The following is a 26,016-nucleotide window of genomic DNA, read 5'->3' as shown; positions in this document are numbered from 1 at the left end:
TATTTCCTTCCTATTTCTCTTTGCGGCGAATGACAAATTGTTTTGCCGACTGAATTTCTTTTTGTTGTTCACGTTTTTGGTGACGCTCACTGCGTCCTTTGCTTTCTTTGCGTTTTTGGCTGGTAAAATGTTGATTTCCCGAACGATCAGCTTTTTTCTTACCAGACGAACGTTTTTGTGATTTATGACGTCTTGTTTGTTTTTCTTCTTCAGACTTCACAGCACGTGGCTCTTTATTTTCAAGAACAAAATAAGCACAGCCAAAATTACAATATTCTTTAAGGTAATCATCTAAACGTGAAATACGATTAGCCTTTTTAACGTCTCGGTCATCTTTGTAAAAACCTTTTAGACGTAGCTGTTCATTTCCCCAATCTCCGACGATGTAGTCATATTTAAGCAAGATATCTGAAAAACGTTGACTAAACACGGTTGCGTTAAAAGCATCTTTTTCATTGGCTAAAATCAACAACTCGATATCATCGCTTTTGACACGATCAGAAAATGCCACGAATTGTGGACCAGGAAATTTATTGTAATTGTACATTTCAGGAGAGATATCTTTTCTCATCGGTCTCCTCTCTTCATCCATCGTAAAACTTATTCTTTATGTCTGAGGTAGTCTTCTACCAGTTCTCGAAGCAATTCAGGAAAAAGCAACTCAGCTTGATGTGATTTAATGCTTTCAAAATAACGAGCAAAATAATATTGATCAACCAAGACTAGACTGACAGTCTCCTTTTCATTCGTAACCTTTTCATTATACACTATTTTTCCGTTTTTGTAAGCAAAGCCACTCGTTAAAACGGTCCCAAATTCCTTACCGCGAAATCCCATACCACGGATTTGTTGTCTTGCTAACAATTCTGCTTGCGAATAAACATCTTGACAGATTTCGGCTAACTCATCGGTACTTACTTCTAACCTTGCTAGTCGCATTTGATGCGGAAGCGAATGGTGCAAAGTATCTTTAGTAATGTCCTTAGTAAAAGGCTCTACAACCAAGCCAGAATTTATCATGGCAATATCTGCTTTGGCATAATCTTTCATGGCATCCATAACCAATTGACAAGACTCGTCTAAACTCAAATCCTCATCAAATTGCTTCACCATTTCTTGCCCTAAAAGCTTGCGACCATCTGAAACAATTTTTTCAATCCATTCTTTATCTCCTGGTTTACTTGCCATATGACTAGTTTCATGAGCGTGGATTGTGATATCAGTCATTTCATGATTATCAAAGCTGAGATTAATTTCACCAACGAACTGACCGTACTTTCCTGCTGCAGCCATATAGGTGCCGTTAAGGCATGCCCCATCTTCAAAGACATGATGCGTATGAGCCCCAATAATCAAATCAATTTCTGGACAAGCAGCAGTGATTTTTTCATCCCAAGGAAGTCCCAAATGACTTAATAATATTCTAAAATCTGCTTCTTGCACTTCCTTAATAGCAAGGTCTCTTTTTAAGCATTCTAAAGGGTCAAGGACTGTCCATCCACCTGGTTTATAAGTCAGATAATAGGGAAAAGTATAAGCTAAAAAAGCAATCTTAGTGCCTGCTTTCGTTTCATAAATCTTATAAGGCTCAGCCCAAGCTGGGCGACCATTATCGTCTTCTAAGTTTCCTAAAATAACATCAAATTCAGCCTCTTGGTAAACTTGATTTAACCAGTTTTTAGCTAAACCAATACCTTCATTATTTCCAATCGTCGCAAAGTCAATCTTAAGCTCGTTTAAAAATTGAACATTACATTTTCCCTTACTGATATCTGTCATCGGATGCCAGCGGTCAATATTATCCCCAATATCAAGGCGAATAACTTCATTTGTCTCAGGATATTCTTGAAAAAAACGTTTGATTTTTGGATAGTTTTCAAAATGAGAATGCCAATCATTCAGATGTAAAATCGTTAGCTTTTCTGTCATAGCAATATTATAGCATTTTCCACCCCAATAGTGATATTTCAGTGCCTTTACAAATCTATTATCAACCAAAAAAGCTAGATAAAAAATCTAGCTTTTCAATACTCAGCGACTATTTCGCTGTTCTTTTGCCAAGGAGAGACGTTTAACAAACATATAAGCAATTCCTTGGACCATCCATAAGGAAGCATAACAAAGTACCCAAGCTGAGAAAGTCAGCCCCTTCATGCCTAAGGTCTGATAAATACCATGACCATTTACAGATCTAATAAAAATTAACAAACTAACATCTAAAAAGATAAACAAGGCTGCAATATTAAAGCCAATCACCAAACGTTTCTGCCAGTTTGTCATACACTCCTCCAATCTATTAGTATTCCACCTCTTCATTTTAAACCATTGTAAACAATAAAGCTTAAGAAAAAGTTAACTGATGCATCAAAAAACACCTCTTTTAGCTAGTCTAAAAGAGATGCTTCTTGTATTAATTTGTACTTCTTAGGTAATCAATCGCTTCTTGGACATTCTTGACAGGGACAATTTTCATGTCTGTATCAAGGTCTTTAGCAGCTTCTTTGGCTTCTTCGTAATTTGTCTTAGCATCAGGATCTTTTTTCAATGTTTCTTTATCGACTGGATTATTTGGAACAAAGAAAATATCTGCACCAGATTTGGCAGCTGAGACAACTTTTAAGCCTGCTCCGCCGATATCACCAACAGAACCATCTGATTCAATGGTACCAGTACCAGCAATTTTACGACCTTTACGAAGATCTTCGTTATTAACTTGATCATAAATATCAAGGGTAAACATCAAGCCTGCACTAGGTCCACCAACACCACTGGTATCAAAAGTCACATCGACATCAGATGACACCTTGGTATGATCGACTAAACCAATACCGATACCATTTTTACCATTTGGCAATTCAATGATTTTACCAGAAACCTCTTTTGTTTTACCGTTTGAAATTTCTTGAACAGTGACTTTAGAGCCAAGGTCCAAGTCTGCTACATAAGCCATCAATTCTTGTGAACTCTTGAACGTTTTACCATTTACACCAGTAACCGTATCAGCTAGATGTAAAAGTCCTTTAAAGGTTGAATTTTTGGTTACATTTAGGACATAGACACCTTGATAATCAAGCTTAACGTCTTTCCCTGCTAGGGTTAAAGCTTGGTAGGTCGCTGTATTTTGTGAAGTTTCCATATAGTATTGATTAATACGCATGTAATCTTCATTACTGTAGCCACCTGTTGTTGCGGCAGCCGTTGAAATCTCCGTATGCGGTGTTAACCAAGCATAAACCAGCTGAGCAAGCGTCGCTTGGCTCACTGTCACCGCTACAAAGTTATAGGAACCTTCGTCTTTATCTGTTTTGTTATTAACGGTTAAAACACTACGAACATCATAAGCACCCCCAGGCATTTCAACATAATAGTCGAGGGGATAAAATAAACTAAAGATGAGAAATACAGTTCCCACTACTCCTAGTATCCACCATTTAAAGCGATATAAAATACGACCTAACTTTTTCAAAATCCCTTTAAATGCGTTTAAGATTGCCATATTTTTCCTCCACTTTTTTCACAACACTGTCTGGAACAAAGGCCGAAATATCCGAATGAAAATGCATCAATTCGCGAATACGACTAGATGAGACATGAAGCCACTCTGGTGAGGTTAACAAAAAGACACTCTCAATATCACTTGCCAAATGTTGATTATAAAAAGCAAGGTCAGCTTCATATTCCAAATCCTTGGCATTTCGAATTCCACGCACTAAATAGCCAACATTCAATTCTTTAGCTACATCAACCGTCAAAGAATCATGCGCTGTTACGACCTTTACATTTGGGAAAGCTTGGACTGCTTCTTCTAACATAGCCTTTCTCTCAGCAATGCTAAACAGCCCTTTCTTATTTTTATTGTAAAAAATCCCTACATAAAGCGTATCAAATAGTCGACTCGCACGCGCTATAATATCAAGATGTCCATTTGTCACAGGGTCAAAAGATCCCGTCACCAAACCAATTTTTGTCATATTGCCTCCATCAAGGATATCATGACATTTACTATCTAATGTAAACCGTCACCTTACTAATTCCGTATGTTTTTTGTTTCCAAATGCCAAAGCTTGAAATCTCTTCTGGCAAATCCACAGCTTTATCTGTTTCACATACAATCATCACATCTTCAGACAAAAGCCCAGCTTCTTCCATGTCAGTGATATTTTTAACGATTTCCTCTTTCGCATAAGGCGGGTCCAACAAAACCAAATCAAATGGTCCTTTGACCATGCCGAGTGCTTTATTAGCATCCATCTTCATCAAATGGAATTGCTGTTCAGATTTCGTCATTTTGATATTTTCTGTGATAATAGCTTGCGCCTTACGGTTGCGTTCAACCATGACCGCTTCATCCATCCCACGTGAGATAGCTTCAATAGCAAGGCTACCGCTACCAGAAAACAAATCCAAAACACGCCCACCATCAAAGAATGGGCCAATCATATTAAAAATAGCGCCCTTAACCTTATCAGTTGTCGGACGAGTAATTTTTCCATCGAGCGTCTTCAAGGGACGCCCACCAAATTTTCCTGCTACAACTCTCATAAGAACCATTATAACAAAATTAACCTAAAATGCCTTAAAAAATTATTGATAAGGTTTACACTAAAACTAAGATTTGATATGATGAATCGGATAATTTTAATTATCAAAGTTTTTTAGGATAAAGGAGTTATGATGGATTTTAAAAAATTCTTTAAAGACAAGAAAAATATTGCCCTTACTGTCTTGTCAGTCTTATTGATTGGTAGCTTCTCTGCTCAAGGAAGTAAAGATCATGAACTTACCCAAGCTGAAACTAAGATTGAACAACTCAGCCGAGAAATTGACGATACCAAATCAGACTTAATTGATAGTCAAGACGAACTCAGCGATTTCAAAGAAGAAAACGCCAAATACATTGAAATTGGTAAAAAAGAATACCAAAAAGTCAAAGCTATCGAAGATGAAGCCCTAGCTGCTGTCACAAAGCTTGAAAACGAGCAAACTCAAGCTAACCTCGATGCTGCAACTAATAAAGTGAATGCTGTCACAGATAGCAAGCTGAAGGAAAAACTCCAAAAGCATATCACAACTGTAAAAACAGCCATCGAAGCTAAGAAACAGCAAGAAGCTATCAATGCAGCTGAAACAGCTGTTAAAAAACTCGAAAGCGACCAAAAACGTGAAAACGTCGATGACGCTAAAAATAAAGTAAATGCGATATCTGATTCAGCTAAAAAGGAAGCCTTTAATAACCGCATCAAGGCTGTCGTTTCAGCTATTGATGCCAAAGAAGCTGAGGCAGCGAAACAAGCTGAAGAAGCCAAAAGAGCTCAAGAAGCTGAAGCCGCACGTCAAGCCCAAGAGCAAGCTGCCGCTGCTGCACAACAAGGTGATGCTACTACTGTTTACATCACAAACACTGGTCGTCGTTATCACCTAAGCCCATACTGCCGTGGTCTTAACCGCTCAAACAGTACTACACCAACAACACTATCAAATGCTATTGCTGCTGGATATACACGCTGTAAATTTGAATAACAGTTTAGTCGTTAGAATTTTTTCTAGCGATTTTTTTCTTAGCCATATTTACAGAATTATTTCAAAGTGATATTCTTCTATTGTAATTAGTTTTATATTTCAAATTATTTGGAGGATACAATGAAAAAGAAACTAAAATTAGCCCTATTATTAATGACTGCTCTTCTTCTTGGTACATCTCAAGACCAAGGATTCCTAGTCTCTACATCATTTGGAGGTAATCATGTCGTTTTAGCTGATACTAAGACTAAAAGTAAATCAGTTAAAAAAGACGGCAAAGCAATCAAAGCTGCTAAAAAAGCTGTTAAAAAACTTGAGAAAACTCCAACTCAAGAAAACCTTGACTTAGCCAACAAAAAGGTTAAAGCCGTCAAAAATAAAAAGACAAAAAAACAACTCAAAAAACGTATTGCTTCTGTCAAAGTTGCAATAGAGGCACAAAAACAAGAACAGGCAGCTCAAACTGCAGCCGAAGCCGCCGTTGCAAACTTAGAAGCTAATCAAACCCGTGAAAACGTTGATGACGCCAAAAATAAAGTAAACGCGGTATCTGATTCAGCTAAAAAGGATGCCTTTAACAACCGTATCAATGCTGTCGTTTCAGCTATCGATGCCAAAGAAGCCGAAGCTGCTCGTCAAGCTGAGGAAGCAAGAAAAGCTGAAGAAGCTAGACAAGCACAAGAGCAAGCTGCCGCTGAAGCTGCTCGTCAAGCACAGGAACAAGCCGCTGCTGCCGCTCAACAAGCGCAACAACAAGAACAAGCTGCTGGTGGATATAAAAGAGATTATCGCGGTAGATGGCACCGCCCAAATGGACAATACGCTTCAAAAGCAGAAATTGCAGCTGCTGGCTTGCCATGGTAAAAAATGATTAACTGAGATAAATATCATCTCAGTTTTTATATTCAAAAAGGTCGACTGGAGTGCCAGCCGACCTTTTTTAGTCCTTAAATTAAGTTTCTTCTATCAAAGAATGTTTTCGTAAGTATCACGAACATCTTTTGGCCAAACACTTGATTGTACTTCACCAATGTGTTTTTTACGAAGCAAGAACATTGCCATACGTGATTGACCGATACCACCACCGATTGTAAGTGGGAAGAGACCGTTAAGAAGAGCTTTGTGCCATTCTAGTTGCAAACGATCTTCGTCACCAGTGATTTTAACTTGACGTTTAAGAGCTTCTTCGTCAACACGAATACCCATTGATGACAATTCAAAAGCTGAGCCAAGCACTTCGTTCCAAACAATAATATCACCGTTAAGACCATGGTATCCATTTTCAGATTCAGAAGTCCAGTCATCGTAGTCAGGTGCACGACCATCGTGGCGTTGACCATCTGGTAAAATACCACCAATACCAATAAGGAAAATCGCACCGAATTCTTTAGCAGCAGCATTTTCACGTTCTTTTGGTGTCAAATCTGGATAACGTTCCACCAATTCTTCTGTGTGAATGAAAGTAATTTTCTTAGGTAAAACAGCTTCAATATCAAAACGTGCTTCTACTGCCAGTTCTGTCAAACGAATAGCTTTGTAAACTTGTTCAACAGTTTCTTTCAAGTATTCGATGTTGCGACGACCATTTGGAATAACTTTTTCCCAATCCCATTGGTCGACATAAATTGAGTGGATTGGGTCTAATTCTTCTTCATCTGGACGGAGAGCTTTCATGTGTACGAAAAGCCCTTCTCCTTCATTGAAGCCGAAACGTGCTAAGGTATGACGTTTCCACTTAGCAAGTGAATGAACAACTTCATATTCAGCATCAGGAATACGTTTAACGTGCACAGATACAGGATGTTCAACGCCGTTCAAATTATCTTGCATACCATCCCCGACCTGGCTAAGAATAGGTCCTTGCACTTCAACGATGCCAAGTTTATCAATCAAATATTGAGTAAAAGTATTCTTGACAAAAGAAATCTCCTGCTGTTGATGAATAAAGCTTTTCTTCATATGCTCCTCCTTAAAAATTTTTTTAAATTTGAAATACCAAAATGATAATGAACGATAGTGAGGTATATTTTGTATTTCGTGATCGCTTTACAACGATAGAGCTATTATACACCTATGTTTTTAAAAAATAAACACTTTTTTGCAAATTTTCGCAATATTTTTGAATTTTATGTTAGATAACCTAACAAAGGATGGAAAATCAGCTATTTATAAGCATTTTTTAGAAGAAAATTTCACTTTATAGTATTAAAAAAATTGAACCATCAAACAAAAATAGCTCAACTTTTTTCTAATAATTAAACCGTTGTCAAAATAGTGTTTAAATAACGACAGTTATCAAATATCACTCTTTTGACCCTTGTAACAATTTTAAAAAGATAAAACTCAAAATAATAACCGAACAACCAATATAGAAGAAATTAAATGGATTACTTGGTGTGAAAATCAGCGTGAAAAGAGCTGTTCCAAGTGGCATAAATAAAATAGCAACCGTAAAAACGATTCCCAGTACTCGCCCCAGATACTCACTTGCTACTTCTCTTTGAACAAGCGAAAAAGAATGAATGTTAAACAAGGTCATAAAAATTCCAGAACCAACTGGCGACAGTGCCAAAAGAAAAATACTCGGTTTCAAAAAATAAAGAACGGGAGCTAAGGCAACAAATCCTCCAAAAATAGACAAAAGTGCCATTAATTGACCAGTCGATAATTTGTATCTAATTTTTCCGCTAACTACCGCTCCAATCACTCCACCAATCGCCTCAGCTGTTAAAAACATAGCATAACTATTTCCAGTGATTTTTGGGAACATTTGATTACTATAAGGCAGTAAAAGACTGTAACCAGCCATAAAAAAGTTAACCCCAGCAGAAAGAGCAATCAGAAGATAAATCTGGCGATTTTTTGCTACATAGTGAAACCCACTAACCAAATCATCTAAAATTATCTTAACTGAAAATTTATCTGTTTTACTGGCTTCTTCTAAAATCGGTTGAACAAAAGCAACAATCAAAGCTGATAATAAAAAGGACAACCCATCAAGACTCAAGGCTCCACGGATGCCAATCATGTGGTAAATTCCTAAAGCAAGCACCGGGACAATGATTTTAACCAGAGTCGCAAGCGTTTGAAGGTAAGAATTCACTCGAGTAATATTGTCCTTTTCGACGATTTCTCTGGTAAAGGCATTGTAGGCTGGTGTCGAAAATGCTGACAAAAATGCTAGTAAAGCATTGGTTAAAATGACCGCATAGATGAGCCAAGTTTGCTTGGAAATAAGAGACAAGCACAGACAAATTAAGCCACTCAAAAAATCACTTAAAATGATAATTTTCTTTCGTCTGAAACGGTCCGCAATCACTCCGCCAAATAAATTAAACAGGGCTCCAATGATATTTTCAAGTGCCTGGTAAATTCCCACCAACATCATTGATTTCACGTTCATACTCGCTAAAAACGAATTATTCACATAATCAAATAAAGTATCACCTATCTTTGAAATCGTACTGCTCGTTACTAAAAGACCTGTATTTTTTCGTTCGATTTTCCTCATAAGTACCTCCCGATTGTTAGATAGTATACTCTTCAAAAGTTATTTTTGCAATATTCTTTCAATTTTATTTTCAAAAAACCGCACCTAACGGTACGGCTTATCTATTTATTTCTGAGTGAATCGAGTTTTTCAATCAATTCCTTTGTCATTCGTCGTGGACCACGAACGGCTTTGACGCCACAACTTTTTAACGTTTCAAAAGTCACTTGCTCATCTGAGAAAGTATGAAGCAGTTCTATTTTCATTAATTTTTTGATGGAAGTATCATCTCGGTAAGCTTCATTTGGCAAATCAGCTTCTAAGACTTGGCAAAAATACCGCACTGCCTTAGTCGGTGCTGTCATGTAAATTGCCACGAAATCACCTTTTTTAATGCTTGCTTTTTGTGTCCATAAAATGATTTTGCTTGCTGCAAATTCAGCATCAATATCATAATACTTGGGGTTGGCTGGAATAATCCAATAATCTGGACCACTACTGCTCCCCAAGGCCTTTCCAGCTACCAAAGCTCTGCTATTATCCACCAAAGAAAAAAGGAGCTCATCAGGAACTGTCTCATCTAAAACCACACTCACCCAAGACTTCTTATTCATGTGATAAGACGGATAAACGCCCTTGATTTCAATCAATTCAGGCAACTTAGCTTGTTCAACCTTAATATTGATTATTTCAACTTTGTCATCCAGCGCTTCTTGCGACCACTGCTCCTCACCAAGGTCTAATTTGCCACGCGCAATCGTCATCACAAGACTATACCACTTCTGATTTTCAGGATAGCGAAAAGAAGAGAACTCAGGATATTTTTCAAAAGGATGGTCAAAATCATCGCCATAAGTTACCTTTAGATGATTTGTAAGACGATTCATTTGGTCACTAGCAAATGGCAGAGCTTCAAAGCAAGCTTCAGCCACTCTTTCAAGAACCTCTTGATAAGCTTCTCTGACTTGTCCGACAAAATTCCCACTCGCTGCTGGCACATGAAGCGCCAAATACTCTTCTCCTAGGTCTGTGTCCATCACTTTGCCACTGACCTGACCGTCTGCTGAAATATGAAGCCAAACCTCAAAATCACCATTTAAAATCTTCTCACGATAATCATAACCAGCCAGCGACTTCTCAAAACCAAACGGCACCAAGCGCTCAAAGACCACCCGCTTCTTAGCAAAAAAATCTGACTCAACTGACATAGAAGCTCCTTTCATTTAGCATAAGTATAGCAAAAAAAGACTGGAATAACATTTTCCAGCCCTTTCTTTTCATTATTTAATCAAGTGATAATCTCGTAAAAGTTTTTCAATGTCTGTTCCTTCAACTTTTCGTAAGAATTGTTTTAAGATAAATTTTTCAACAAAATTTAAGTTCATCTCAGTAATCGGCTTGCCATCCCTTAGAGCAACTGTCGCATGTAAAAGATCACGAATATCATAAGTACTTGCCCAAACTTCTGGGACTGCTCGATCAACATTAAACAAAGTATAAACGGCTTCCATGGCAGTTCGGATAGAATACTCTGTCGTAAAAATAGTATCGCGTTCTGTCTCAGCAAATTGACCCAAGAAAGCAAAATTAACAGCGCCATCTGGAACAACATCAGGACGATCACCTTTTTCGCGTGGCATAAAGAAAGCTGTAATGTAAGGCATCATACATGGAACGGTTTTCGCACTATTTGCAGCTAACTTGTCAATATCTTCAACTGGAACTCCTAGATGATAGAGCCACTCAGCACAAATCTCTTGTCCTGTACAATCACGCATTGGCTTTTTAATATAATTTCCTTCCCTATCAGTAAAAAGCGCATAAACCCAGACAGTTAACTCATTTTTAGGTTGATTTCTAAATTGTGGTTGTCGGTTAACAGTCCAACTCAAAAGCCAATTTGAATCTTTTACCGAAACAATCCCCCCAGTCACAATGTTGCCAGAAAACGGATCACGTTTACAGATTTTTTGAATAAATGTTGGAATCTTATCATCCAAGGTAGTCACGGTCGCACTCATCCAATTTGATTTTTCAGGTGACGAACAAAACTTATCGGGATGACCAAATGACTCATCTTGCACCGCAATTTTTCGCCACATATCCCAGCCATTTCCTTCTTTGATGTCTTTATTAAAGCAAGCTGGCTTATCTTGACTACCATAACTTGAATTTTCAACACAACCACCATTTGTGATAAACACAAAATCATTTTCCGTCAAATCAATACTACTTTTTTCAGCATCAGAAAGAATATCAAGTCGTTTAGCAACTTTTTTATCCTTTTGACAATCAAATTCGACGTTAATCACCTTTGTGTTGTAATGGAAAACAACTCCAAATGATTCTAGGTATTTTACCATTGGCAAAATCATTGATTCGTATTGATTATAGCGTGTGAAACGCAAAGCAGTAAAATCTGGTAAACCACTAATATGGTTAATATAGCGTTTAAGGTAACGTTTCATTTCTAAGGCTGAATGCCAATTTTCAAAAGCAAACATTGTTCGCCAGTATAGCCAAAAGTTTGATCCAAACACTTCATCATCAAAGAATTCATCAATTCTTCTGTTATACAATTCTTCATCTGGCGTAAAATAAAGTTTCATAATTTCCAAAGCCGCTTTATCAGACAAGCCAAATTTTTTATCCGTATGAGCATCTTGACCTTGCTTTTCAGTTGCTCGACAAAGAGAATAATTGGGGTCTGCTTTGTTTAACCAATAAAATTCATCTAAGACACTAACACCTTCTGTCTCAATTGAAGGAATTGAACGAAATAATTCCCACATACACTCGAAGTGATTATCCATTTCACGACCACCGCGCATGACATAACCAATGTCGCTATATTGGTAACCATCACAAGCACCACCAGAAATGGGCTCTTTTTCAAGAATATGGATATTTTTACCAGGCATTTGAGCATCTCTCACTAAAAAACATGCTGCAGACAAAGCTGCCAAACCAGCACCTACAATATAGGCTGATTTGTGATCGACACCTTCTGGCTTCAACGGACGGGCAAATGCTTCATAATTACCACTTGAATAATACATATCGAGAACCTCCATCTTTTTTGTTACCTTCATTATAGATAATTCAAAGATTTTACTTCAATAAACAAAAAAGACCAAATGATAAATTTTTTATCATTTAAAGTCTTTTGATTAATTATTTTTTTGATGATAGTGATTTAAAGCTGATACAATATTGCCATGAACCAGAATAGCTAGCCGTTCAACGATATCTTCTGGTTTTTCTTTCATATCATTTTTTATCCAATCTAACATTAATCCAACCAAAGCATACTTGTAAAAATCAGCAATAAATTCTTTTTGCTTATCACTTACCATTAACCCGACAGCTTTTTCTTCAACAACATCAAGCATTAATTGATAAGTTAACTGATAAAGGTAACGCTCAATTTGTTCCCGACTAACAGAATGATAAACATTCATAATAAAAGGCTTATTCTCTTTAACTGCCTTAAAAATATCAAGAAGCCCATTTTCCCAGCTATCATAGTGCCTATTCTCGCCCAAAGCTTTTTGAGCATCCTCAACACAAGACCACTCCACCAAATCATAAATATCCTTGAAATGATAATAAAAAGTCATTCGATTAATCCCACAATCCTCTGCAATATCTTTAATAGTAATCTTAGTGAGTGGCTTTTTTAACAACAAATGCTTTAAAGACTCTTCCAAAGCCCGCTTCGTAACCTGAGTCATAATTTCTCCCTTTATCACTTTTCTTTATTATACTACAAAACTTATTTAAACTAATAAAGCAGGGGACAATATCACTTGTAAATAGATTAGTAATTTTTTATTTCTTAGATGCTGTTTGTCTAACTCTTAAATCTAATATTGCAATATTAATATATAGCTGATAACTATCCGTATAAACATGAGAACGTATAAAATCATTTGCTAATTTATATTCTTGATCAGTGAAACAAGCAATTAAATAAAAGGCGTTTTTATAATTAGAAGCCTTTAGATACCCCGTTAATTGTTTCTCATAACCTTTTTTTAAGTAGGAACTGCTTGCTTTTTTTATCTCTATCAACACTTTCTCATCATTATGATTACCCCTATAGAGCTTAAAATCTACTTGACCATTTCCAAGATTTACTTCCCTATTAATCTCAACACCTTGTAAACTAAAATAAGCACTCAGCATATTATCGATAACAATTTGAATTTTTTCTTCCTTAACAGGCTTATTACTTTCCCAAAATAATTTATATAAATTTGAAGTATCACAACGTCTGTTAAAAAAATTAATGAACTCTGAAACATCACCTGCCAAAGTAATATTAGACTTATATGAATCTCTAATATCTTGCGGAAGCAATTCTTTATAATAATCAATGTTTATTCCTAGCCTTGTTTCAACTTCATCATAATCAAAGAATCGATTAGTTTGTAAATTTGAAATTGCTAAAAAATCCCAATCATCAAACAAAATATCTTGATAAAATGAAACATCCATATATGATTCAACAAAATCTTCTTGAGTCATTTCCTTATCATCAAATTCTTCAAAGTCTGCCATTGCCATTTCCTGAATAAGCTGAATACTCTTTTCATCAAAATACGTTTTATTAAAATATTCTTTATCCGCTTCTTGTTCTGAACAAAGTAAATCTAGAAAACGGAACAAAGTAAACTCATGAAAGGCTGTCATTTGATGGGTAAATTGGTCTTCTGTCCAATTATATAATTCATCTAAAACAGACTTACATCTCTGAAACTGCTCATGATACAAATATTTAGGAAAAATATCTTCAATCCAATCCCCAACATCAGTCATTTTAAGAAAAACTGAACAGTCTAAAAAATGGTGGACAATATAATTTAGTTTTTTATAATAAAAATTTGGAAATATTATCATCTTTTCTTCTCCTTACATCAACATACCAAAAACCCCACTTCAGTTTTTTGAAGTGGGGCTATTTTGATAACTATTGTGGATTTAGGTTGTTTGTAGTTATCTGTGAAAAAGAAAGTTAACTAGGATTGTTTATAGTATAGATTTCCTTACTTAAGGCAATCTTAACGAATCCTTGTAGAAACCTTAAACTTATTTCACCAATTTTTTCATGTCTTCGATACGCGCAACAGTTGCGTCGTATTTAGCTTGATAGTCGACTTGTTTGTCGCGTTCTTTTTGGACAACTTCTGGTTTAGCGTTAGCGACGAATTTTTCGTTGCCAAGTTTACGAGCAACCATGTCCAATTCTTTTTGCCATTTAGCAAGTTCTTTGTCAAGACGTGCCAATTCTTCTTCAACGTTAAGAAGGTCAGCAAGTGGCAAGAAGATTTCAGCACCAGTAATAACGCTAGACATTGCCAATTCTGGAGCTTCGATATCAGAAGAAATTTCAAGTTTTTCAGGGTTTGTGAAACGTTTGATGTAGTTCACATTGCTGTTAAAGAAGTCTTCCAATTCTTTGTCGCTTGTTTTAACAAGAAGTGTGATTGGTTTGCTTGGTGCAACGTTCACTTCGCTACGTGCGTTACGTACAGCACGGATAAGGTCTTTAAGACTTTCAACACCTTTGTGCGCAGCTTCATTTTCAAATGCTGGGTTAACAGTTGGGTATTCAGCTGTTACGATTGAACCTTCAGAAATTTGTTCAAAGATTTCTTCAGTAACAAATGGCATGATTGGGTGAAGCAAGCGAAGGATTTTATCAAGTGTGTAAAGAAGAACTGAGCGAGTGATAACTTTTTCGTCTTCATTGTCGCTGTAAAGCACTTCTTTAGTCAACTCGACATACCAGTCAGCAAATTCATCCCAGATGAAGTTGTAAAGAATGTGACCAGCCACACCGAATTCAAATTTATCAAAGTTTTCAGTGACTTTAGCGATTGTTTCGTTCAAGTTGTGAAGGATCCAACGGTCAGTCACGTTACCAGCAGTACCAGCAGCAACTTTTTCAACGTTTGCACTTGCTTGGTCAAGTGTAAGGTCTTCATTATTCATCAAGATGTAACGAGAGATGTTCCAAATTTTGTTAATGAAGTTCCAAGCAGCGTCCATTTTTTCGTAAGAGAAACGAACGTCTTGACCTGGTGCAGAACCATTTGACAAGAACCAACGAAGGGCATCAGCACCGTATTTTTCGATAACGTCCATTGGGTCAATACCGTTACCAAGTGATTTAGACATTTTACGTCCTTGTTCGTCACGGATAAGACCGTGGATAAGCACGTTTTCAAATGGACGGCGTCCTGTGAATTCCAATGATTGGAAAATCATACGTGACACCCAGAAGAAGATGATATCATAACCAGTTACCAATGTAGATGTTGGGAAGTAACGTTTGAAGTCTTCTGCTTCTGTATCAGGCCAACCCATTGTTGAGAATGGCCATAGCGCTGAACTGAACCAAGTATCAAGCACGTCTTCGTCTTGAGTCCATCCGTCACCTTCTGGAGCTTCTTCACCGACGTACATTTCACCTTCAGCATTGTACCATGCTGGGATTTGGTGACCCCACCATAATTGACGAGAAATAACCCAGTCGTGAACATTTTCCATCCATTGAAGAAAAGTATCGTTGAAACGTGGTGGGTAGAATTTCACTTCGTCATCAGTGTCTTGGTTAGCAATGGCATTTTTAGCCAATTGGTCCATTTTAACGAACCATTGTGTTGACAAACGTGGTTCAACTGGCACACCAGTACGTTCTGAGTGACCAACGCTGTGAACCATTTTTTCGATTTCAACAAGTGCACCAATTTCTTCCAATTTTTTAACGACAGCTTTACGAGCTTCGAAACGATCCATACCAGCAAATTCACCAGCAAGTTCGTTCATTGTACCATCGTCATTCATGACGTTGATTTGTGGCAAGTTGTGACGTTGACCAACTAGGAAGTCGTTAGGGTCGTGTGCAGGAGTGATTTTAACCACACCAGTACCGAATTCTGGGTCAGCGTGTTCATCACCAACGATTGGAATAGCTTTGTTAACGATTGGAAGGATAACATTTTTACCAATCAAATCTTTGTAACGATCGTCATTTGGGTTAACCGCAACGGCAACGTCACCAAACATTGTTTCAGGACGAGTTGTTGCAACTTCAAGGCTACGTGAACCATCTTCCAACATGTAGTTCATGTGGTAGAAAGCACCTTCGACATCTTTGTGGATAACTTCGATATCAGAAAGAGCTGTACGAGCTTTTGGATCCCAGTTGATGATAAATTCACCACGGTAAATCCAACCTTTTTTGTAAAGTTGAACAAAGACTTTACGAACTGCTTTTGACAAACCTTCATCAAGGGTGAAACGTTCACGTGAGTAATCTACAGAGATACCCATTTTACCCCATTGTTGTTTGATTGTTGATGCGTATTCATCTTTCCATTCCCAGACTTTATCAAGAAATTTTTCACGACCAAGGTCGTAACGTGAAATACCATCTTCAGCAAGACGTGCTTCAACTTTTGCTTGAGTTGCAATACCAGCGTGGTCCATACCTGGCAACCACAAAGTATCAAAACCTTGCATACGTTTTTGACGGATGATAATATCTTGCAAAGTTGTGTCCCAAGCGTGACCAAGGTGAAGTTTACCTGTTACGTTTGGTGGTGGAATAACGATAGAATACGGATGTGCTTTCTTATCGCCAGAAGGCTTGAAAACATCTTCGTCTAACCATTTTTGATAACGACCAGCTTCAACTTCAGCTGGGTTATATTTTGGTGAAAGTTCTTTTGACATAATGTGTCCTTTCTACAATTTTTTCAATAAGTTAATCAATTCAATTTATCAGGTGCTGCTTATAACTTCTCCCACTCACTTTTTAACAATCCATAACGTAATAAATCACAACGTTTTCCTTGTGCATCCTTACGATCACGGATTTTTGATTCAAGAGTAAAGCCAAGTTTTTCAGCTACACGCTGGCTAGCTTTGTTGTAACTATAACATTCAATTTCGATTTTATGGAGGCCTACCAGATTAAAACCAACTTCTAAAAGCGCACGCGCAGCTTCTGGCATAATACCTTGACCCCAATAATCTGGGTGGAGTAAGTAGCCCATCTCCAACACATCATCAGCATGGCGGTGATTAAAATCAATCGAGCCGATGACTTTATCAGAACCTTTGGGACAAATACCGTAACCAGCTGGAATCTTCTGCTCACTCCAGCGTTTTGGCATAATGTTTGCTAGGTAATTCTCCTCTTCTACCACATTCTTAACAGGCGGAAAACCAGCTGGCCACGTCACTTCTGGCAAACTGGCATAATCAAAAATATCCTTAGCATCTGACACCAAACGCTGACGCAAGTAAAGACGTTCTGTCTCTACCTCAGGAAGTTTATTGTCGTTTATCTGACCTAATATCTTAATCATGGCAATTCCTCCACTCTAGGATAAAAAAATCGCCCCTGTCTTTCGACAGGGACGAACTTTTATAAATCCGCGGTACCACCCACATTCGAGTGACTAGCACTCGCAACTTTGTTATTCAGTTACAACCTTCAGCAACCAGCCTCGACATTTGTGCGGATTTCTCAACAACACCGCTCCCTGTAACAAATGTTCTTCAAGACACCTCTGAATGTTTTTATTTTAACAGATTTGGTCAGCTAACGCAAATGGATTAAGCTTTGAAAGCTACGCCATTTTCTTTAAGTTTGTTAACTGTTGCTGGACCAATTCCTTTAAAGGCCAAAACTTCTTTTTCAGTGTAATTTTGGAAATCAGATACTGATTTAATTCCTTCATTGTAAAGTGTTTCAACAAGTTTTGGTCGAATGCCTTCTACGGCAGAAATCGCTGAAAATTCTTCCAAACTAAGAGTTGCTTTTGAAACAACGTTAGCAGCAGCTTTAACAGTTGAAGTTGCAGCTGTTTTGATGATACCTGCACGTTTTAATTTCAATAAGTACTCTTTTTTTCGATTCTTTTTCTTTGCCATTTTAGTAATTTCTCTCCCCTAAAAGATTATCTGGTAATTCGTGGAAACCTTTGCCGGCTTTATAATTAGCAAATTTGCCTTGGATATAACGGTAAGCATCAAGTTTGCTTTCGTAACGGATGTAAGCATCAGCAGCACGTTCATCCTTATCTTCTTCCACAATCTTACGGCTGGCTTCCATTGCCATCTCATTAACTGTAATTTGTGAATCAACCCAAGCTTCAAATTCTTTTAAAAATTCTTGTTCGTAAGTCATAAATACCTCTCGTCTGATTTCCTAGGTCATATTATAACACAAACCTTGAAAAAATGAGAGCCTTGTAAAGGATTTGTAACATGATTTCCATGAATCCCCTTCCTTTTTTAGAAATTTTTCTGAAAATAAGCTCAGATAGAGCTAAAAAAGAGTCCCTCAGCTTTTTTTCTCACATAAACTTGTCTTTTTCTACTATTTAAAGTAGAATATTAAAAATATTTCGACACACTTTATAAAGGAGATGCAGTATGATTCTATCGCAATTTGACCCAGAAAAAAGAGCCATCATCAATCCCAGCGATATCGTGGCAAGTCTTCCTCAATTTCCAAAAACAGTCGTAACCTGCTTTGCAAGAGCAACCTTTGCTAGAATTTTAGCCGAAGTTCCTCACCGTCAGATCGCTAAAACAAGTGTGGCTAATCTCGAAATTCCAATTTATGAGCTTGACTTTCATGGAGAAAAAATCGGCTTTTTTAACTCCTACGTCGGGGCAAGTAGCTGCGTTGCCGTCTTAGAAGATATCATTGCCATGGGAGCAGAAAATCTCCTTGTCTTTGGAACTTGTGGCGTCCTTGATAATAGCATTAAAGAAACCTCGATTATTATTCCAAGCTCTGCTATTCGCGACGAAGGAACAAGCTATCACTATGCCCCTGCTACTAATGAAATTGCTCTTAATCCAACTTATCGTGAGCGCTTTAAAAACTTTCTTAGTCATCAAAGCATCTCTTATACTGAAGGAAAAGTCTGGTCTACAGATGGCATTTACCGTGAAACACAAAGCAAAATGCTAGCTAGAAAGGCACAAGGTGCTATCGCTGTTGACATGGAATGCTCTGCTATTGCCGCGCTAGCTAAATTTAGACAGATTAATCATTTTCAGTTTTTCTATTCCGCCGACAATCTTGACAGCGAAAAATGGGACCCACGTACCCTTGCAAACGACGCTGACCTTGAAAGAAAAGACCGCATCGCTAGTATCGCCTTACACTTTGCCACCCAAGTCTTCAAATAAGCTCAAAAACTCTCAGCTTTTTTAGCTGAGTTTTTTTTAAAAAATTTTTTTGCTTACGCTAAAAGCCTGATTTTTAGCCATCTTTGACTTTTTAGTCAAAAATAATTAAGTTTTCGCTCTTGTCAAACACAAAATATAGTGCTACTATTTTATCCGGGCACAAGATATTGTGCTTAAATCATTTATTATGACAAATACAAGGCCTTGACTTTGTCACATATAGATACTCTACTGGGAAAGGAGGACTTGTTTCACCTATTTCCAAACCATAATAACTCACCAAACATACATTTACTAACCTTACTCTAGACAGATAGCTTTGCTATCAAAAATACATTTTACACATTACATTTTTAAATAATTACTACAGAATTAGCATATTGGAGGTGCATTACCATCGTGATTATTCTAGCAGGAATGATAGGAGTCGGAAAAACTACCTACACTTCTCTCTTAGCCAAAGAACTTGGCACAACAGCATTCTTTGAACCTGTTGACAATAACCCAATTTTAGATAAATACTATGAAGACCCTGAAAAATACGGGTTTGCTTTACAAATTTACTTCTTGAACAAACGCTTCAAATCAATCAAAGAAGCTTACGAAGCAGACAACAATGTCTTAGACCGCTCAATCTACGAAGATGCTTTATTTACTTACATTAATACCCTTCAAGGAAGCATCAGCGATCAAGAATATAATATCTACTTGGAATTGCTAGACAACATGATGGAGGAAATTGACGGACTTCCTAAAAAAGCTCCTGATTTGCTAATCTACCTCGAAGGTAGTTTTGACCACATCATGAACAACATCAAAAAACGTGGACGTGATTTTGAACAACCAGATGACGAAAATGGTCTAACAGATTACTACAAACTCCTTCACAAGCACTACACAAAATGGTATGAAGATTACCAATACAGTCCAAAAATGAAAATTAACACCGACAACCTCGATGTTACAAAACCTGAGGACTGGGATAAAGTGTACCAAATGATCCGTCAAGAAATGAAATCAATTGGAATTGGAGATTAACATTTTTTGAAAAAAGAACTTTCACTTAAAGAATCATTTAACAACGCTTGGAATCGTTTTGACTTAAAAGAAAAGATTTTCGTAATCTTTGCCTTCTTAGTCTCTCTCGGATTTACCCTATACGGGATGATTCCGACACTCTTTTCAGGAGACCTTAACATCTTACATGTCCTCTCAATTATCATGTCTATCTTTGGTTTTATTGGGACATGGACACTAGCGATTCAATGGCAGCACACCTTTAAAGCAAATGGTGTTCAAAATGTTGCTGGTATCTTAGTCGCTGGTATTCAAGGGGTTTACGGTGAAATGTTCAAAAGTTGCTACTACCTTGCAACCGAATTTATCGGACATTATAACTGGAAAAAACGCCGCAATAACGATGGTGAATTAGTCATTGATAAAAAATTCAGTCTAAAAGACGTGCTTATCGCTGTCTTCTTCTGGACATTTGGCTTAGGATTTATTTCTTATTGGATGGGCGGACAAAAAATCATCCTAGATGCTATCACAAATGGGCTTTCCTTTACTGCCCAACAACGTCAGGTAAAAGGACACCTCGACGGCTACTATATTTGGTTAGTTGTTGATTTGCTTAGCTTTGTCCTTTACCTATCTATCGGTAACCCAATCGTTGCTTTTAGTTACCTAGGTATGGTAGCACAAGGTTTCGTAGGAATTATCATCTGGAAGAAGAGCCAAGGACAAGAAAGTCTTGCTCAAGAAACCGTTGCTTAATATAAATCGAAAATCTGGGACATCAGTCTCAGATTTTTTTGATATCATCAGCAAACATAGTCAAAAAGCCTAACTCAAAAGAGTTAAGCTTTTTTTGTAATCTCATGAATGGACTTAACTGGTGCAACGTCCGCTCCATGCTCTCCAAGCATTTTTTCCATCCAAATCATGTCATACCAACGGTTGAATTTATAACCCGAATCATGAAATTTTCCAACCAATTGATAACCAAGTGCTCGATGGAATTTCTCGCTTCCATTTGTCAGATAGGTATCTTCGACATCAGTTGAAGCAATACAAGCATTAAGATTGAGGATGCCCATTTGAGTTAGATAATCTTCTAACTTTCCATAGATTTGACGTCCTACACCCTTACCACGCGCAGCCTTATCCAGATAAACCGTCGCTTCTGCTGACCAAGCATAAGCAGCTCTAGGATGGAATTTAGAAGCATAAGCATAGCCAAGAATCTTGCCATCTTCTTCTGCCACAAGATAAGGATAAAAAGCCATGATTGAGCGCATACGCCCCGTAAATTCCTCTAAAGTCGGCACATCATATTCAAAAGTAATAGCTGTTTCTTCAACATAATAACGATAAATATCAAGCAGAGCTTTTGCATCATCTAAGCTTGCCAAACGGATCGTAATGGCCATTCTCACAAGTCCTCCAAAAATAATCAACAATTTAGTATAACGGTAAAGTAGCCCAGTGTCAAAATAAACATAACACCACTTGTCAAATTCACGATTATTAAAAAACGCAAGGAGCCCCTTACGTTTCATCATTTTCTTATTTCTTGACTAACTTAACAACTGCTTCTGTCCTTGCCGTATGCGGAAACATATCCACCGACTGAATGTAATGAACATCGTAAACTTTACTTAATTTAACCAAATCACGAGCCAAAGTCGCCGTATTACATGACACATAAACCATTTTAGCAGGTTGATATTTCAAAATAGTATCCAAGAGTTTATCATCAAGACCAGTACGAGGTGGGTCAACAATCAAAGCATCCGCACGATAACCTTCCTTATACCACTTAGGAATAATGTCTTCTGCACGACCAGCTTCATAATAAGTATTGTCAAAGCCCATACGCTGTGCATTTTTCTTAGCATCCTCGATAGCTTCAGGAATGATATCCATCCCACGAACACTCTTAACTTTACCTGCAAAAGCAAAACCAATTGTTCCAACACCGCAATAAGCATCGATAACATGGTCATCTTCTGTCACATCAAGCGCAGCCACAGCCTGACTATACAAGACCTGTGTTTGCTCAGGATTCAACTGATAAAAAGCACGAGGCGAAAGACTGAAATGATAATCCAAAACCTCTTCTGAAATATCAGCATCGCCCCAGATAACCTCTGTTTTTCCGCCGTAAATCTCACTTGATTTTGAACGGTTAAAATTGACAGCAATTCCCTTAATAGCTTCAAATTCAGCCGTTAATTGCTTAATAAGCGGTGCTAAAAAGACATCTCGACTAGTAATAAAAATAATCTGAACTTGTCCAGTAGCTTTTGCTTTACGAATCATTACTGTTCGAATACCAGCTACCTTGCGCTCATCATAAATTGGAATATGATGTTTTGTTAGCAATTCTGCCACACGATTAATAATCGCTTGCGTCAATTTATCTTGAACAAAACAATCCTTGATATCGACCAAGCGGTGACTGCCTTCTTCAAAAAGCCCCGCCTTAACATTTCCTTTAAAAGAACGTGTTTGGAACTGTAACTTGGCACGGTAATGATACGGTACTTCCATTCCAAGTGTGTGCCTAATTTCATAATTTTCATAACCAGCTGGTTTGAATTTTTTCAAAGATTGACCAATCAAATCATCCTTAAACTCTAACTGCTTATCATAACGTAGGTGCATAATCTGACAGCCACCGCATTTTTGATAAATGGGACATTTCGGTTCCACACGAAACTTAGATTTCTTATTGATTGTCAAAAGTCTTGCCTGAGCAAAATTACGCTTAACCGCCGTAATCTGACAAAAAATATCTTCCCCCTTCAAAGCACCTGGAACAAAGACTAAAGTCTTCTTATAAAATCCAATTCCTTCGCCATTGATTCCCATACGCTTGATTTTCAAAGGAATTCTTTGTTTTACTTTCAAATTCATTAGTGACTAAATATAACTCCTACTTCTTTCAATTTTTCTAAAGTTGCCTTACCAAACTGAGGTAAAGCTAAAATATCTGCTTCTGTCCAAACTTGAAAATCCTGCAAATCATAAATATCATGCGCCAGCAAGATTTCAATTTGGTATTCTGATAAAAAGGCTAACGATTCAACTTCTGCCTGACCTGCCTTGTGCTCTGAAAAATAATCATTCAAATAAGCTTGCACATAATTTCCAGCAGTCATCAGTAAAGGTAAAATACGATAAAGTCCTACATAGACCGCTTCTAAACTATCTGGACGATGAATGCCAGCTGAGCCGACAGACATAATATCATCCATCAAAAGCTCGGGTGATTGACAAAAAATAGCAAAATCCTTAACATCAGCATTCAAAACTTCAATCAAATAGTGTGCCATCTCATCATGACCATCTAAAATAGCTCCAACTAACAAAGGAATTTCCAGTAAAATATCATGTTTAACATCAGACTGTTTCTTAAAGAATACCAAAGCCTTATCATATTGAGACGTCAAAATATACAATGCCATCATCTCATGACGACAAGCAAACAAATCCGATGAATCCAGCTCATAAACCGCTTCAAATTGCTCAAGAGCTCTCTGATAAAGTCCATTTTGCTTATAAAGCATACCAAGATTAACTTTTGAAAAATAATAATCTTTCTCAGATATTTCACCCTTCTCATGAAGCTCTTGGTAATAATCCACACGCTTTCTAAGCTCTGTTAAATCCTCAAATAAATTCCAATTTTCAGAGTCTAGCTCATCTTCTTCATCTTCTAAAAAGTCATCATTAAACGGAAACTCTTCAAGGTCATCACTTAAAGACTTAAGCATGCGGTATTCATCTAAATCAACGATTTTACTATCTTTCACCATATCACCTCCCTACACTTTAATCACTACTATTTTAACATTTTTGTTATAATGAATGTATGAAAATCACTAAAATCGAAAAGAAAAAAAGGCTATATCTTTTAGAAATTGATGAAAAAGATAAACTTTACGTAACAGAAGACACTATTGTTCACTTTATGTTAAGTAAAAATATGGAAATTGACGAAACAACCTTAAAAGATATTCAAAGATACGCTCAATTTTCATACGGTAAAAACCTGGCACTTTACCAAATTTCTTTCAAGCAACGTACCGCAGACGAAGTCAAAAAATACTTAGAAAAACATGAAATTGATAGTCAGTATATCCCAGAAATCATTGAAAACCTCAAAAAAGAAAACTGGATTAATGATTCTCAATATGTTGAAACCTATTTATCACAAAATCTAACATCAGGTGATAAGGGTGGCTACGTTTTAAAACAAAAATTACTTCAAAAAGGAGTTGATGCTCAACTCATTGACCAAAAATTAGCTGAATTAGACTTTTCAGACCTAGCTGAAAAAACAGCTCAAAAACTTTTACGTAAATATCAAAACAAGCTCTCAACAAAAACACTTAAAGATAAAATCATCCAAAATATGATGAATAAAGGCTTCTCATACACAGAAGCAAAAGATGCCTTTGAAACACTTGATATCGAAAAAGATGAAGAACAAGAATTCGAACTTTTAAATAAAGAACTTGATAAACAATATCGAAAATTTAGTAAAAAATACGAAGGATATGAACTAAATCAACGATTAACGCAAGCTCTCGCTCGAAAAGGTTTTTCATATGATGATATTAAGAGCGCTCTTAGAGATTATTTGTGAAATAAATTGCATTTCTAAGTGTCCTTTTTCAGAAAATTATGATAAACTATAACAGATAAGTTTAATTGTAGAAAGTTGGTAAGGCATGAAATTACCTAAGGAAGGCGACTTTATTACAATTCAAAGTTATAAGCATGATGGTAGTTTGCACCGAACATGGCGCGACACTATGGTACTAAAAACAACAGACAATGCTGTTATAGGAGTTAACGATCACACACTAGTAACAGAAAGTGACGGGAGACGTTGGGTTACGCGAGAACCAGCCATTGTTTATTTCCATAAAAAATACTGGTTTAATATCATTGCGATGATAAGAGATAACGGTGTTTCATACTACTGCAATCTTGCTAGTCCATACGTCATGGATGAAGAAGCTCTTAAGTATATCGATTACGACTTGGATGTCAAAGTCTTTGCAGACGGTGAAAAAAGACTACTCGACGTCGACGAGTACGAAATACACAAAGCAGAAATGGGCTACTCTCCAGACATTGATTTTATTTTAAAAGAGAATGTCAAAATCCTTGTTGATTGGATTAACAATGGAAAAGGACCGTTCTCAGAAGCCTATATTAATATTTGGTACAAACGTTATCTTGAACTTAAGAATCGTTAAAGTTGCGAGCACTCCGATAGGGGTGCTTTTACACTAAAGAAAGGAGTTACTATATGGCATTTGAAATCAGTAAAGAAAGATACGCCAGTTTTGGCGTAGCAACAAGCCTTCCACACGAAATCATTGATACCTTCTGGGATATCTTAGATAACTACCTAAAAGGTGTTATCCCACTAGAGTCAATCATCAGCTTTCGCTTAACTGAGAAAAAAGGAAAATTAACGATTTGCTACCAAAATCAAAAGCAGCAAACAACTATTGCTTTTGATTATAATTACCCGTATGACCCATTCTTTCCAAATATTGTCTATCTGATTGATCAATCAGGAACAGAAACACTTTTATTACCACATGAACTAGACTAAAAAAGAAGGCTTTCGCCTTCTTTTTAAACCTTTTAAACAAAAATAAATAAAATAGTCCGTACGGGATTCGAACCCGTGTTACCGCCGTGAAAAGGCGGTGTCTTAACCCCTTGACCAACGGACCATATTAATAAATGGGCACAAG

Annotated in this window: 27 protein-coding genes and 1 tRNA gene; 8 read left to right on the top strand and 20 right to left on the bottom strand. The window is 37.0% G+C overall.

Translation table 11 applies throughout. The features are described 5' to 3' along the window. Positions 1 to 10: 10 nt before the first annotated feature. The 6 genes from BMX18_RS03910 to rsmD all read right to left on the bottom strand — a co-directional run bounded on the left by BMX18_RS03910 (position 11) and on the right by rsmD (position 4,542). Complete coding sequence (locus BMX18_RS03910) at positions 11 to 571, bottom strand: YutD family protein (RefSeq protein ID WP_074563232.1); 561 nt, start codon at positions 569 to 571, stop codon at positions 11 to 13. A gap of 29 nt (positions 572 to 600) precedes the next feature. Beyond that, positions 601 to 1,929, bottom strand: coding sequence for a bifunctional metallophosphatase/5'-nucleotidase (locus BMX18_RS03905; RefSeq protein WP_093815198.1), 1,329 nt, complete (start codon positions 1,927 to 1,929; stop codon positions 601 to 603). A gap of 102 nt (positions 1,930 to 2,031) precedes the next feature. Further along, positions 2,032 to 2,280 carry a DUF3923 family protein gene (locus BMX18_RS03900; RefSeq protein ID WP_093815196.1) on the bottom strand — a complete coding sequence of 83 codons (249 nt, stop codon included), beginning with the start codon at positions 2,278 to 2,280 and terminating at the stop codon, positions 2,032 to 2,034. A gap of 130 nt (positions 2,281 to 2,410) precedes the next feature. After that, positions 2,411 to 3,496: a SepM family pheromone-processing serine protease gene (locus tag BMX18_RS03895; protein ID WP_074869306.1), complete on the bottom strand. Its 1,086-nt coding sequence runs from the start codon at positions 3,494 to 3,496 to the stop codon at positions 2,411 to 2,413. Beyond that, complete coding sequence (coaD, locus tag BMX18_RS03890) at positions 3,474 to 3,971, bottom strand: pantetheine-phosphate adenylyltransferase (protein WP_093815194.1); 498 nt, start codon at positions 3,969 to 3,971, stop codon at positions 3,474 to 3,476. Before coaD ends, BMX18_RS03895 begins: the two co-directional genes overlap by 23 nt. Before the next feature lie 31 nt (positions 3,972 to 4,002). Beyond that, on the bottom strand, positions 4,003 to 4,542 hold the full coding sequence (gene rsmD, locus BMX18_RS03885; RefSeq protein WP_039697336.1) for a 16S rRNA (guanine(966)-N(2))-methyltransferase RsmD: 540 nt from the start codon (positions 4,540 to 4,542) through the stop codon (positions 4,003 to 4,005). 132 nt (positions 4,543 to 4,674) lie between these two features. Here rsmD and BMX18_RS03880 point away from each other — a divergent pair, with 132 nt between their 5' ends. Then, complete coding sequence (locus BMX18_RS03880; RefSeq protein WP_093815192.1) at positions 4,675 to 5,520, top strand: hypothetical protein; 846 nt, start codon at positions 4,675 to 4,677, stop codon at positions 5,518 to 5,520. Positions 5,521 to 5,640: 120 nt separating this feature from the next. Then, positions 5,641 to 6,384 (top strand): hypothetical protein, encoded by a 744-nt coding sequence (locus BMX18_RS03875; protein WP_093815190.1) that lies wholly within the window; start codon positions 5,641 to 5,643, stop codon positions 6,382 to 6,384. A 102-nt stretch (positions 6,385 to 6,486) separates the two neighbouring features. Here the strand turns inward: BMX18_RS03875 and asnA are convergent, their stop codons facing one another. The 10 genes from asnA to BMX18_RS03825 all read right to left on the bottom strand — a co-directional run bounded on the left by asnA (position 6,487) and on the right by BMX18_RS03825 (position 18,215). Then, the gene (gene asnA / locus BMX18_RS03870; RefSeq protein WP_074563225.1) at positions 6,487 to 7,479 is read right to left on the bottom strand and encodes an aspartate--ammonia ligase; all 993 of its coding nucleotides are present in this window, start codon (positions 7,477 to 7,479) and stop codon (positions 6,487 to 6,489) included. Positions 7,480 to 7,822: 343 nt separating this feature from the next. Then, positions 7,823 to 9,031 (bottom strand): MFS transporter, encoded by a 1,209-nt coding sequence (locus BMX18_RS03865; protein WP_093815188.1) that lies wholly within the window; start codon positions 9,029 to 9,031, stop codon positions 7,823 to 7,825. A gap of 101 nt (positions 9,032 to 9,132) precedes the next feature. Next, positions 9,133 to 10,218: an MmcQ/YjbR family DNA-binding protein gene (locus tag BMX18_RS03860; protein WP_093815186.1), complete on the bottom strand. Its 1,086-nt coding sequence runs from the start codon at positions 10,216 to 10,218 to the stop codon at positions 9,133 to 9,135. A 72-nt stretch (positions 10,219 to 10,290) separates the two neighbouring features. Next, positions 10,291 to 12,069, bottom strand: coding sequence for an oleate hydratase (locus tag BMX18_RS03855; protein ID WP_093815184.1), 1,779 nt, complete (start codon positions 12,067 to 12,069; stop codon positions 10,291 to 10,293). Positions 12,070 to 12,180: 111 nt separating this feature from the next. Next, complete coding sequence (locus BMX18_RS03850; RefSeq protein ID WP_093815182.1) at positions 12,181 to 12,744, bottom strand: TetR/AcrR family transcriptional regulator; 564 nt, start codon at positions 12,742 to 12,744, stop codon at positions 12,181 to 12,183. Between the two features lie 97 nt (positions 12,745 to 12,841). Further along, complete coding sequence (locus tag BMX18_RS03845) at positions 12,842 to 13,912, bottom strand: hypothetical protein (protein WP_093815180.1); 1,071 nt, start codon at positions 13,910 to 13,912, stop codon at positions 12,842 to 12,844. A gap of 189 nt (positions 13,913 to 14,101) precedes the next feature. Further along, positions 14,102 to 16,753 carry a valine--tRNA ligase gene (locus BMX18_RS03840; protein ID WP_074559403.1) on the bottom strand — a complete coding sequence of 884 codons (2,652 nt, stop codon included), beginning with the start codon at positions 16,751 to 16,753 and terminating at the stop codon, positions 14,102 to 14,104. Positions 16,754 to 16,812: 59 nt separating this feature from the next. Next, positions 16,813 to 17,391, bottom strand: a complete 579-nt coding sequence (locus tag BMX18_RS03835; RefSeq protein ID WP_093815178.1) for a GNAT family N-acetyltransferase — start codon at positions 17,389 to 17,391, stop codon at positions 16,813 to 16,815. A gap of 250 nt (positions 17,392 to 17,641) precedes the next feature. Next, positions 17,642 to 17,959 (bottom strand): helix-hairpin-helix domain-containing protein, encoded by a 318-nt coding sequence (locus tag BMX18_RS03830; protein WP_074559400.1) that lies wholly within the window; start codon positions 17,957 to 17,959, stop codon positions 17,642 to 17,644. A 1-nt stretch (position 17,960) separates the two neighbouring features. Further along, positions 17,961 to 18,215: a DUF1912 family protein gene (locus BMX18_RS03825; protein ID WP_004230643.1), complete on the bottom strand. Its 255-nt coding sequence runs from the start codon at positions 18,213 to 18,215 to the stop codon at positions 17,961 to 17,963. A gap of 248 nt (positions 18,216 to 18,463) precedes the next feature. On the opposite strand from BMX18_RS03825, the gene BMX18_RS03820 reads away from it, so the two are divergent. The 3 genes from BMX18_RS03820 (at position 18,464) to pnuC (ending at position 21,007) form a co-directional block, all read left to right on the top strand. Next, complete coding sequence (locus BMX18_RS03820; RefSeq protein ID WP_074563217.1) at positions 18,464 to 19,231, top strand: nucleoside phosphorylase; 768 nt, start codon at positions 18,464 to 18,466, stop codon at positions 19,229 to 19,231. A gap of 399 nt (positions 19,232 to 19,630) precedes the next feature. Continuing rightward, positions 19,631 to 20,269, top strand: a complete 639-nt coding sequence (locus BMX18_RS03815; protein WP_074563216.1) for a deoxynucleoside kinase — start codon at positions 19,631 to 19,633, stop codon at positions 20,267 to 20,269. Positions 20,270 to 20,275: 6 nt separating this feature from the next. Continuing rightward, positions 20,276 to 21,007: a nicotinamide riboside transporter PnuC gene (gene pnuC / locus BMX18_RS03810; RefSeq protein ID WP_074869338.1), complete on the top strand. Its 732-nt coding sequence runs from the start codon at positions 20,276 to 20,278 to the stop codon at positions 21,005 to 21,007. Between the two features lie 83 nt (positions 21,008 to 21,090). Here pnuC and BMX18_RS03805 read toward each other — a convergent pair whose 3' ends face one another. The 3 genes from BMX18_RS03805 to BMX18_RS03795 all read right to left on the bottom strand — a co-directional run bounded on the left by BMX18_RS03805 (position 21,091) and on the right by BMX18_RS03795 (position 24,054). Then, complete coding sequence (locus BMX18_RS03805; RefSeq protein WP_074964908.1) at positions 21,091 to 21,663, bottom strand: GNAT family N-acetyltransferase; 573 nt, start codon at positions 21,661 to 21,663, stop codon at positions 21,091 to 21,093. A gap of 136 nt (positions 21,664 to 21,799) precedes the next feature. Further along, entirely contained in the window at positions 21,800 to 23,152 is a 1,353-nt protein-coding gene (rlmD, locus tag BMX18_RS03800) for a 23S rRNA (uracil(1939)-C(5))-methyltransferase RlmD (protein ID WP_093815176.1), read from the bottom strand. Beyond that, on the bottom strand, positions 23,152 to 24,054 hold the full coding sequence (locus BMX18_RS03795; protein WP_093815174.1) for a tetratricopeptide repeat protein: 903 nt from the start codon (positions 24,052 to 24,054) through the stop codon (positions 23,152 to 23,154). The genes rlmD and BMX18_RS03795 overlap by 1 nt, the downstream gene beginning before the upstream one ends. A 56-nt stretch (positions 24,055 to 24,110) precedes the next feature. Between BMX18_RS03795 and recX the strand changes: the two genes are divergently transcribed. From recX to BMX18_RS03780, 3 genes are all read left to right on the top strand, one after another. After that, positions 24,111 to 24,887, top strand: a complete 777-nt coding sequence (gene recX / locus BMX18_RS03790) for a recombination regulator RecX (RefSeq protein ID WP_093815172.1) — start codon at positions 24,111 to 24,113, stop codon at positions 24,885 to 24,887. A gap of 85 nt (positions 24,888 to 24,972) precedes the next feature. After that, positions 24,973 to 25,506 (top strand): nucleoside tri-diphosphate phosphatase, encoded by a 534-nt coding sequence (locus tag BMX18_RS03785; protein WP_006531621.1) that lies wholly within the window; start codon positions 24,973 to 24,975, stop codon positions 25,504 to 25,506. A gap of 53 nt (positions 25,507 to 25,559) precedes the next feature. After that, positions 25,560 to 25,871 (top strand): DUF960 domain-containing protein, encoded by a 312-nt coding sequence (locus BMX18_RS03780; protein WP_074601281.1) that lies wholly within the window; start codon positions 25,560 to 25,562, stop codon positions 25,869 to 25,871. A 52-nt stretch (positions 25,872 to 25,923) separates the two neighbouring features. Here BMX18_RS03780 and BMX18_RS03775 read toward each other — a convergent pair. Next, positions 25,924 to 25,995: transfer RNA gene (locus tag BMX18_RS03775), tRNA-Glu, on the bottom strand. Between the last annotated feature and the right edge of the window lie 21 nt (positions 25,996 to 26,016).

The organism is Streptococcus sp. 45, assembly GCF_900108865.1.
Classification (GTDB): Bacteria; Bacillota; Bacilli; order Lactobacillales; family Streptococcaceae; genus Streptococcus; species Streptococcus ruminicola.
Note: the sequence above shows the minus strand (reverse complement) of the source record. Positions and strands in the feature narration are given on the sequence as shown.

What these genes read in the sequence shown, in the direction of transcription:
- BMX18_RS03910 (WP_074563232.1), bottom strand. Translation starts at nt 571, where the DNA reads ATGAGAAAAGATATCTCTCCTGAAATGTACAATTACAATAAATTTCCT.
- BMX18_RS03905 (WP_093815198.1), bottom strand. Translation starts at nt 1,929, where the DNA reads ATGACAGAAAAGCTAACGATTTTACATCTGAATGATTGGCATTCTCAT.
- BMX18_RS03900 (WP_093815196.1), bottom strand. Translation starts at nt 2,280, where the DNA reads ATGACAAACTGGCAGAAACGTTTGGTGATTGGCTTTAATATTGCAGCC.
- BMX18_RS03895 (WP_074869306.1), bottom strand. Translation starts at nt 3,496, where the DNA reads ATGGCAATCTTAAACGCATTTAAAGGGATTTTGAAAAAGTTAGGTCGT.
- coaD (WP_093815194.1), bottom strand. Translation starts at nt 3,971, where the DNA reads ATGACAAAAATTGGTTTGGTGACGGGATCTTTTGACCCTGTGACAAAT.
- rsmD (WP_039697336.1), bottom strand. Translation starts at nt 4,542, where the DNA reads ATGAGAGTTGTAGCAGGAAAATTTGGTGGGCGTCCCTTGAAGACGCTC.
- BMX18_RS03880 (WP_093815192.1), top strand. Translation starts at nt 4,675, where the DNA reads ATGGATTTTAAAAAATTCTTTAAAGACAAGAAAAATATTGCCCTTACT.
- BMX18_RS03875 (WP_093815190.1), top strand. Translation starts at nt 5,641, where the DNA reads ATGAAAAAGAAACTAAAATTAGCCCTATTATTAATGACTGCTCTTCTT.
- asnA (WP_074563225.1), bottom strand. Translation starts at nt 7,479, where the DNA reads ATGAAGAAAAGCTTTATTCATCAACAGCAGGAGATTTCTTTTGTCAAG.
- BMX18_RS03865 (WP_093815188.1), bottom strand. Translation starts at nt 9,031, where the DNA reads ATGAGGAAAATCGAACGAAAAAATACAGGTCTTTTAGTAACGAGCAGT.
- BMX18_RS03860 (WP_093815186.1), bottom strand. Translation starts at nt 10,218, where the DNA reads ATGTCAGTTGAGTCAGATTTTTTTGCTAAGAAGCGGGTGGTCTTTGAG.
- BMX18_RS03855 (WP_093815184.1), bottom strand. Translation starts at nt 12,069, where the DNA reads ATGTATTATTCAAGTGGTAATTATGAAGCATTTGCCCGTCCGTTGAAG.
- BMX18_RS03850 (WP_093815182.1), bottom strand. Translation starts at nt 12,744, where the DNA reads ATGACTCAGGTTACGAAGCGGGCTTTGGAAGAGTCTTTAAAGCATTTG.
- BMX18_RS03845 (WP_093815180.1), bottom strand. Translation starts at nt 13,912, where the DNA reads ATGATAATATTTCCAAATTTTTATTATAAAAAACTAAATTATATTGTC.
- BMX18_RS03840 (WP_074559403.1), bottom strand. Translation starts at nt 16,753, where the DNA reads ATGTCAAAAGAACTTTCACCAAAATATAACCCAGCTGAAGTTGAAGCT.
- BMX18_RS03835 (WP_093815178.1), bottom strand. Translation starts at nt 17,391, where the DNA reads ATGATTAAGATATTAGGTCAGATAAACGACAATAAACTTCCTGAGGTA.
- BMX18_RS03830 (WP_074559400.1), bottom strand. Translation starts at nt 17,959, where the DNA reads ATGGCAAAGAAAAAGAATCGAAAAAAAGAGTACTTATTGAAATTAAAA.
- BMX18_RS03825 (WP_004230643.1), bottom strand. Translation starts at nt 18,215, where the DNA reads ATGACTTACGAACAAGAATTTTTAAAAGAATTTGAAGCTTGGGTTGAT.
- BMX18_RS03820 (WP_074563217.1), top strand. Translation starts at nt 18,464, where the DNA reads ATGATTCTATCGCAATTTGACCCAGAAAAAAGAGCCATCATCAATCCC.
- BMX18_RS03805 (WP_074964908.1), bottom strand. Translation starts at nt 21,663, where the DNA reads ATGGCCATTACGATCCGTTTGGCAAGCTTAGATGATGCAAAAGCTCTG.
- rlmD (WP_093815176.1), bottom strand. Translation starts at nt 23,152, where the DNA reads ATGAATTTGAAAGTAAAACAAAGAATTCCTTTGAAAATCAAGCGTATG.
- BMX18_RS03795 (WP_093815174.1), bottom strand. Translation starts at nt 24,054, where the DNA reads ATGGTGAAAGATAGTAAAATCGTTGATTTAGATGAATACCGCATGCTT.
- recX (WP_093815172.1), top strand. Translation starts at nt 24,111, where the DNA reads ATGAAAATCACTAAAATCGAAAAGAAAAAAAGGCTATATCTTTTAGAA.
- BMX18_RS03785 (WP_006531621.1), top strand. Translation starts at nt 24,973, where the DNA reads ATGAAATTACCTAAGGAAGGCGACTTTATTACAATTCAAAGTTATAAG.
- BMX18_RS03780 (WP_074601281.1), top strand. Translation starts at nt 25,560, where the DNA reads ATGGCATTTGAAATCAGTAAAGAAAGATACGCCAGTTTTGGCGTAGCA.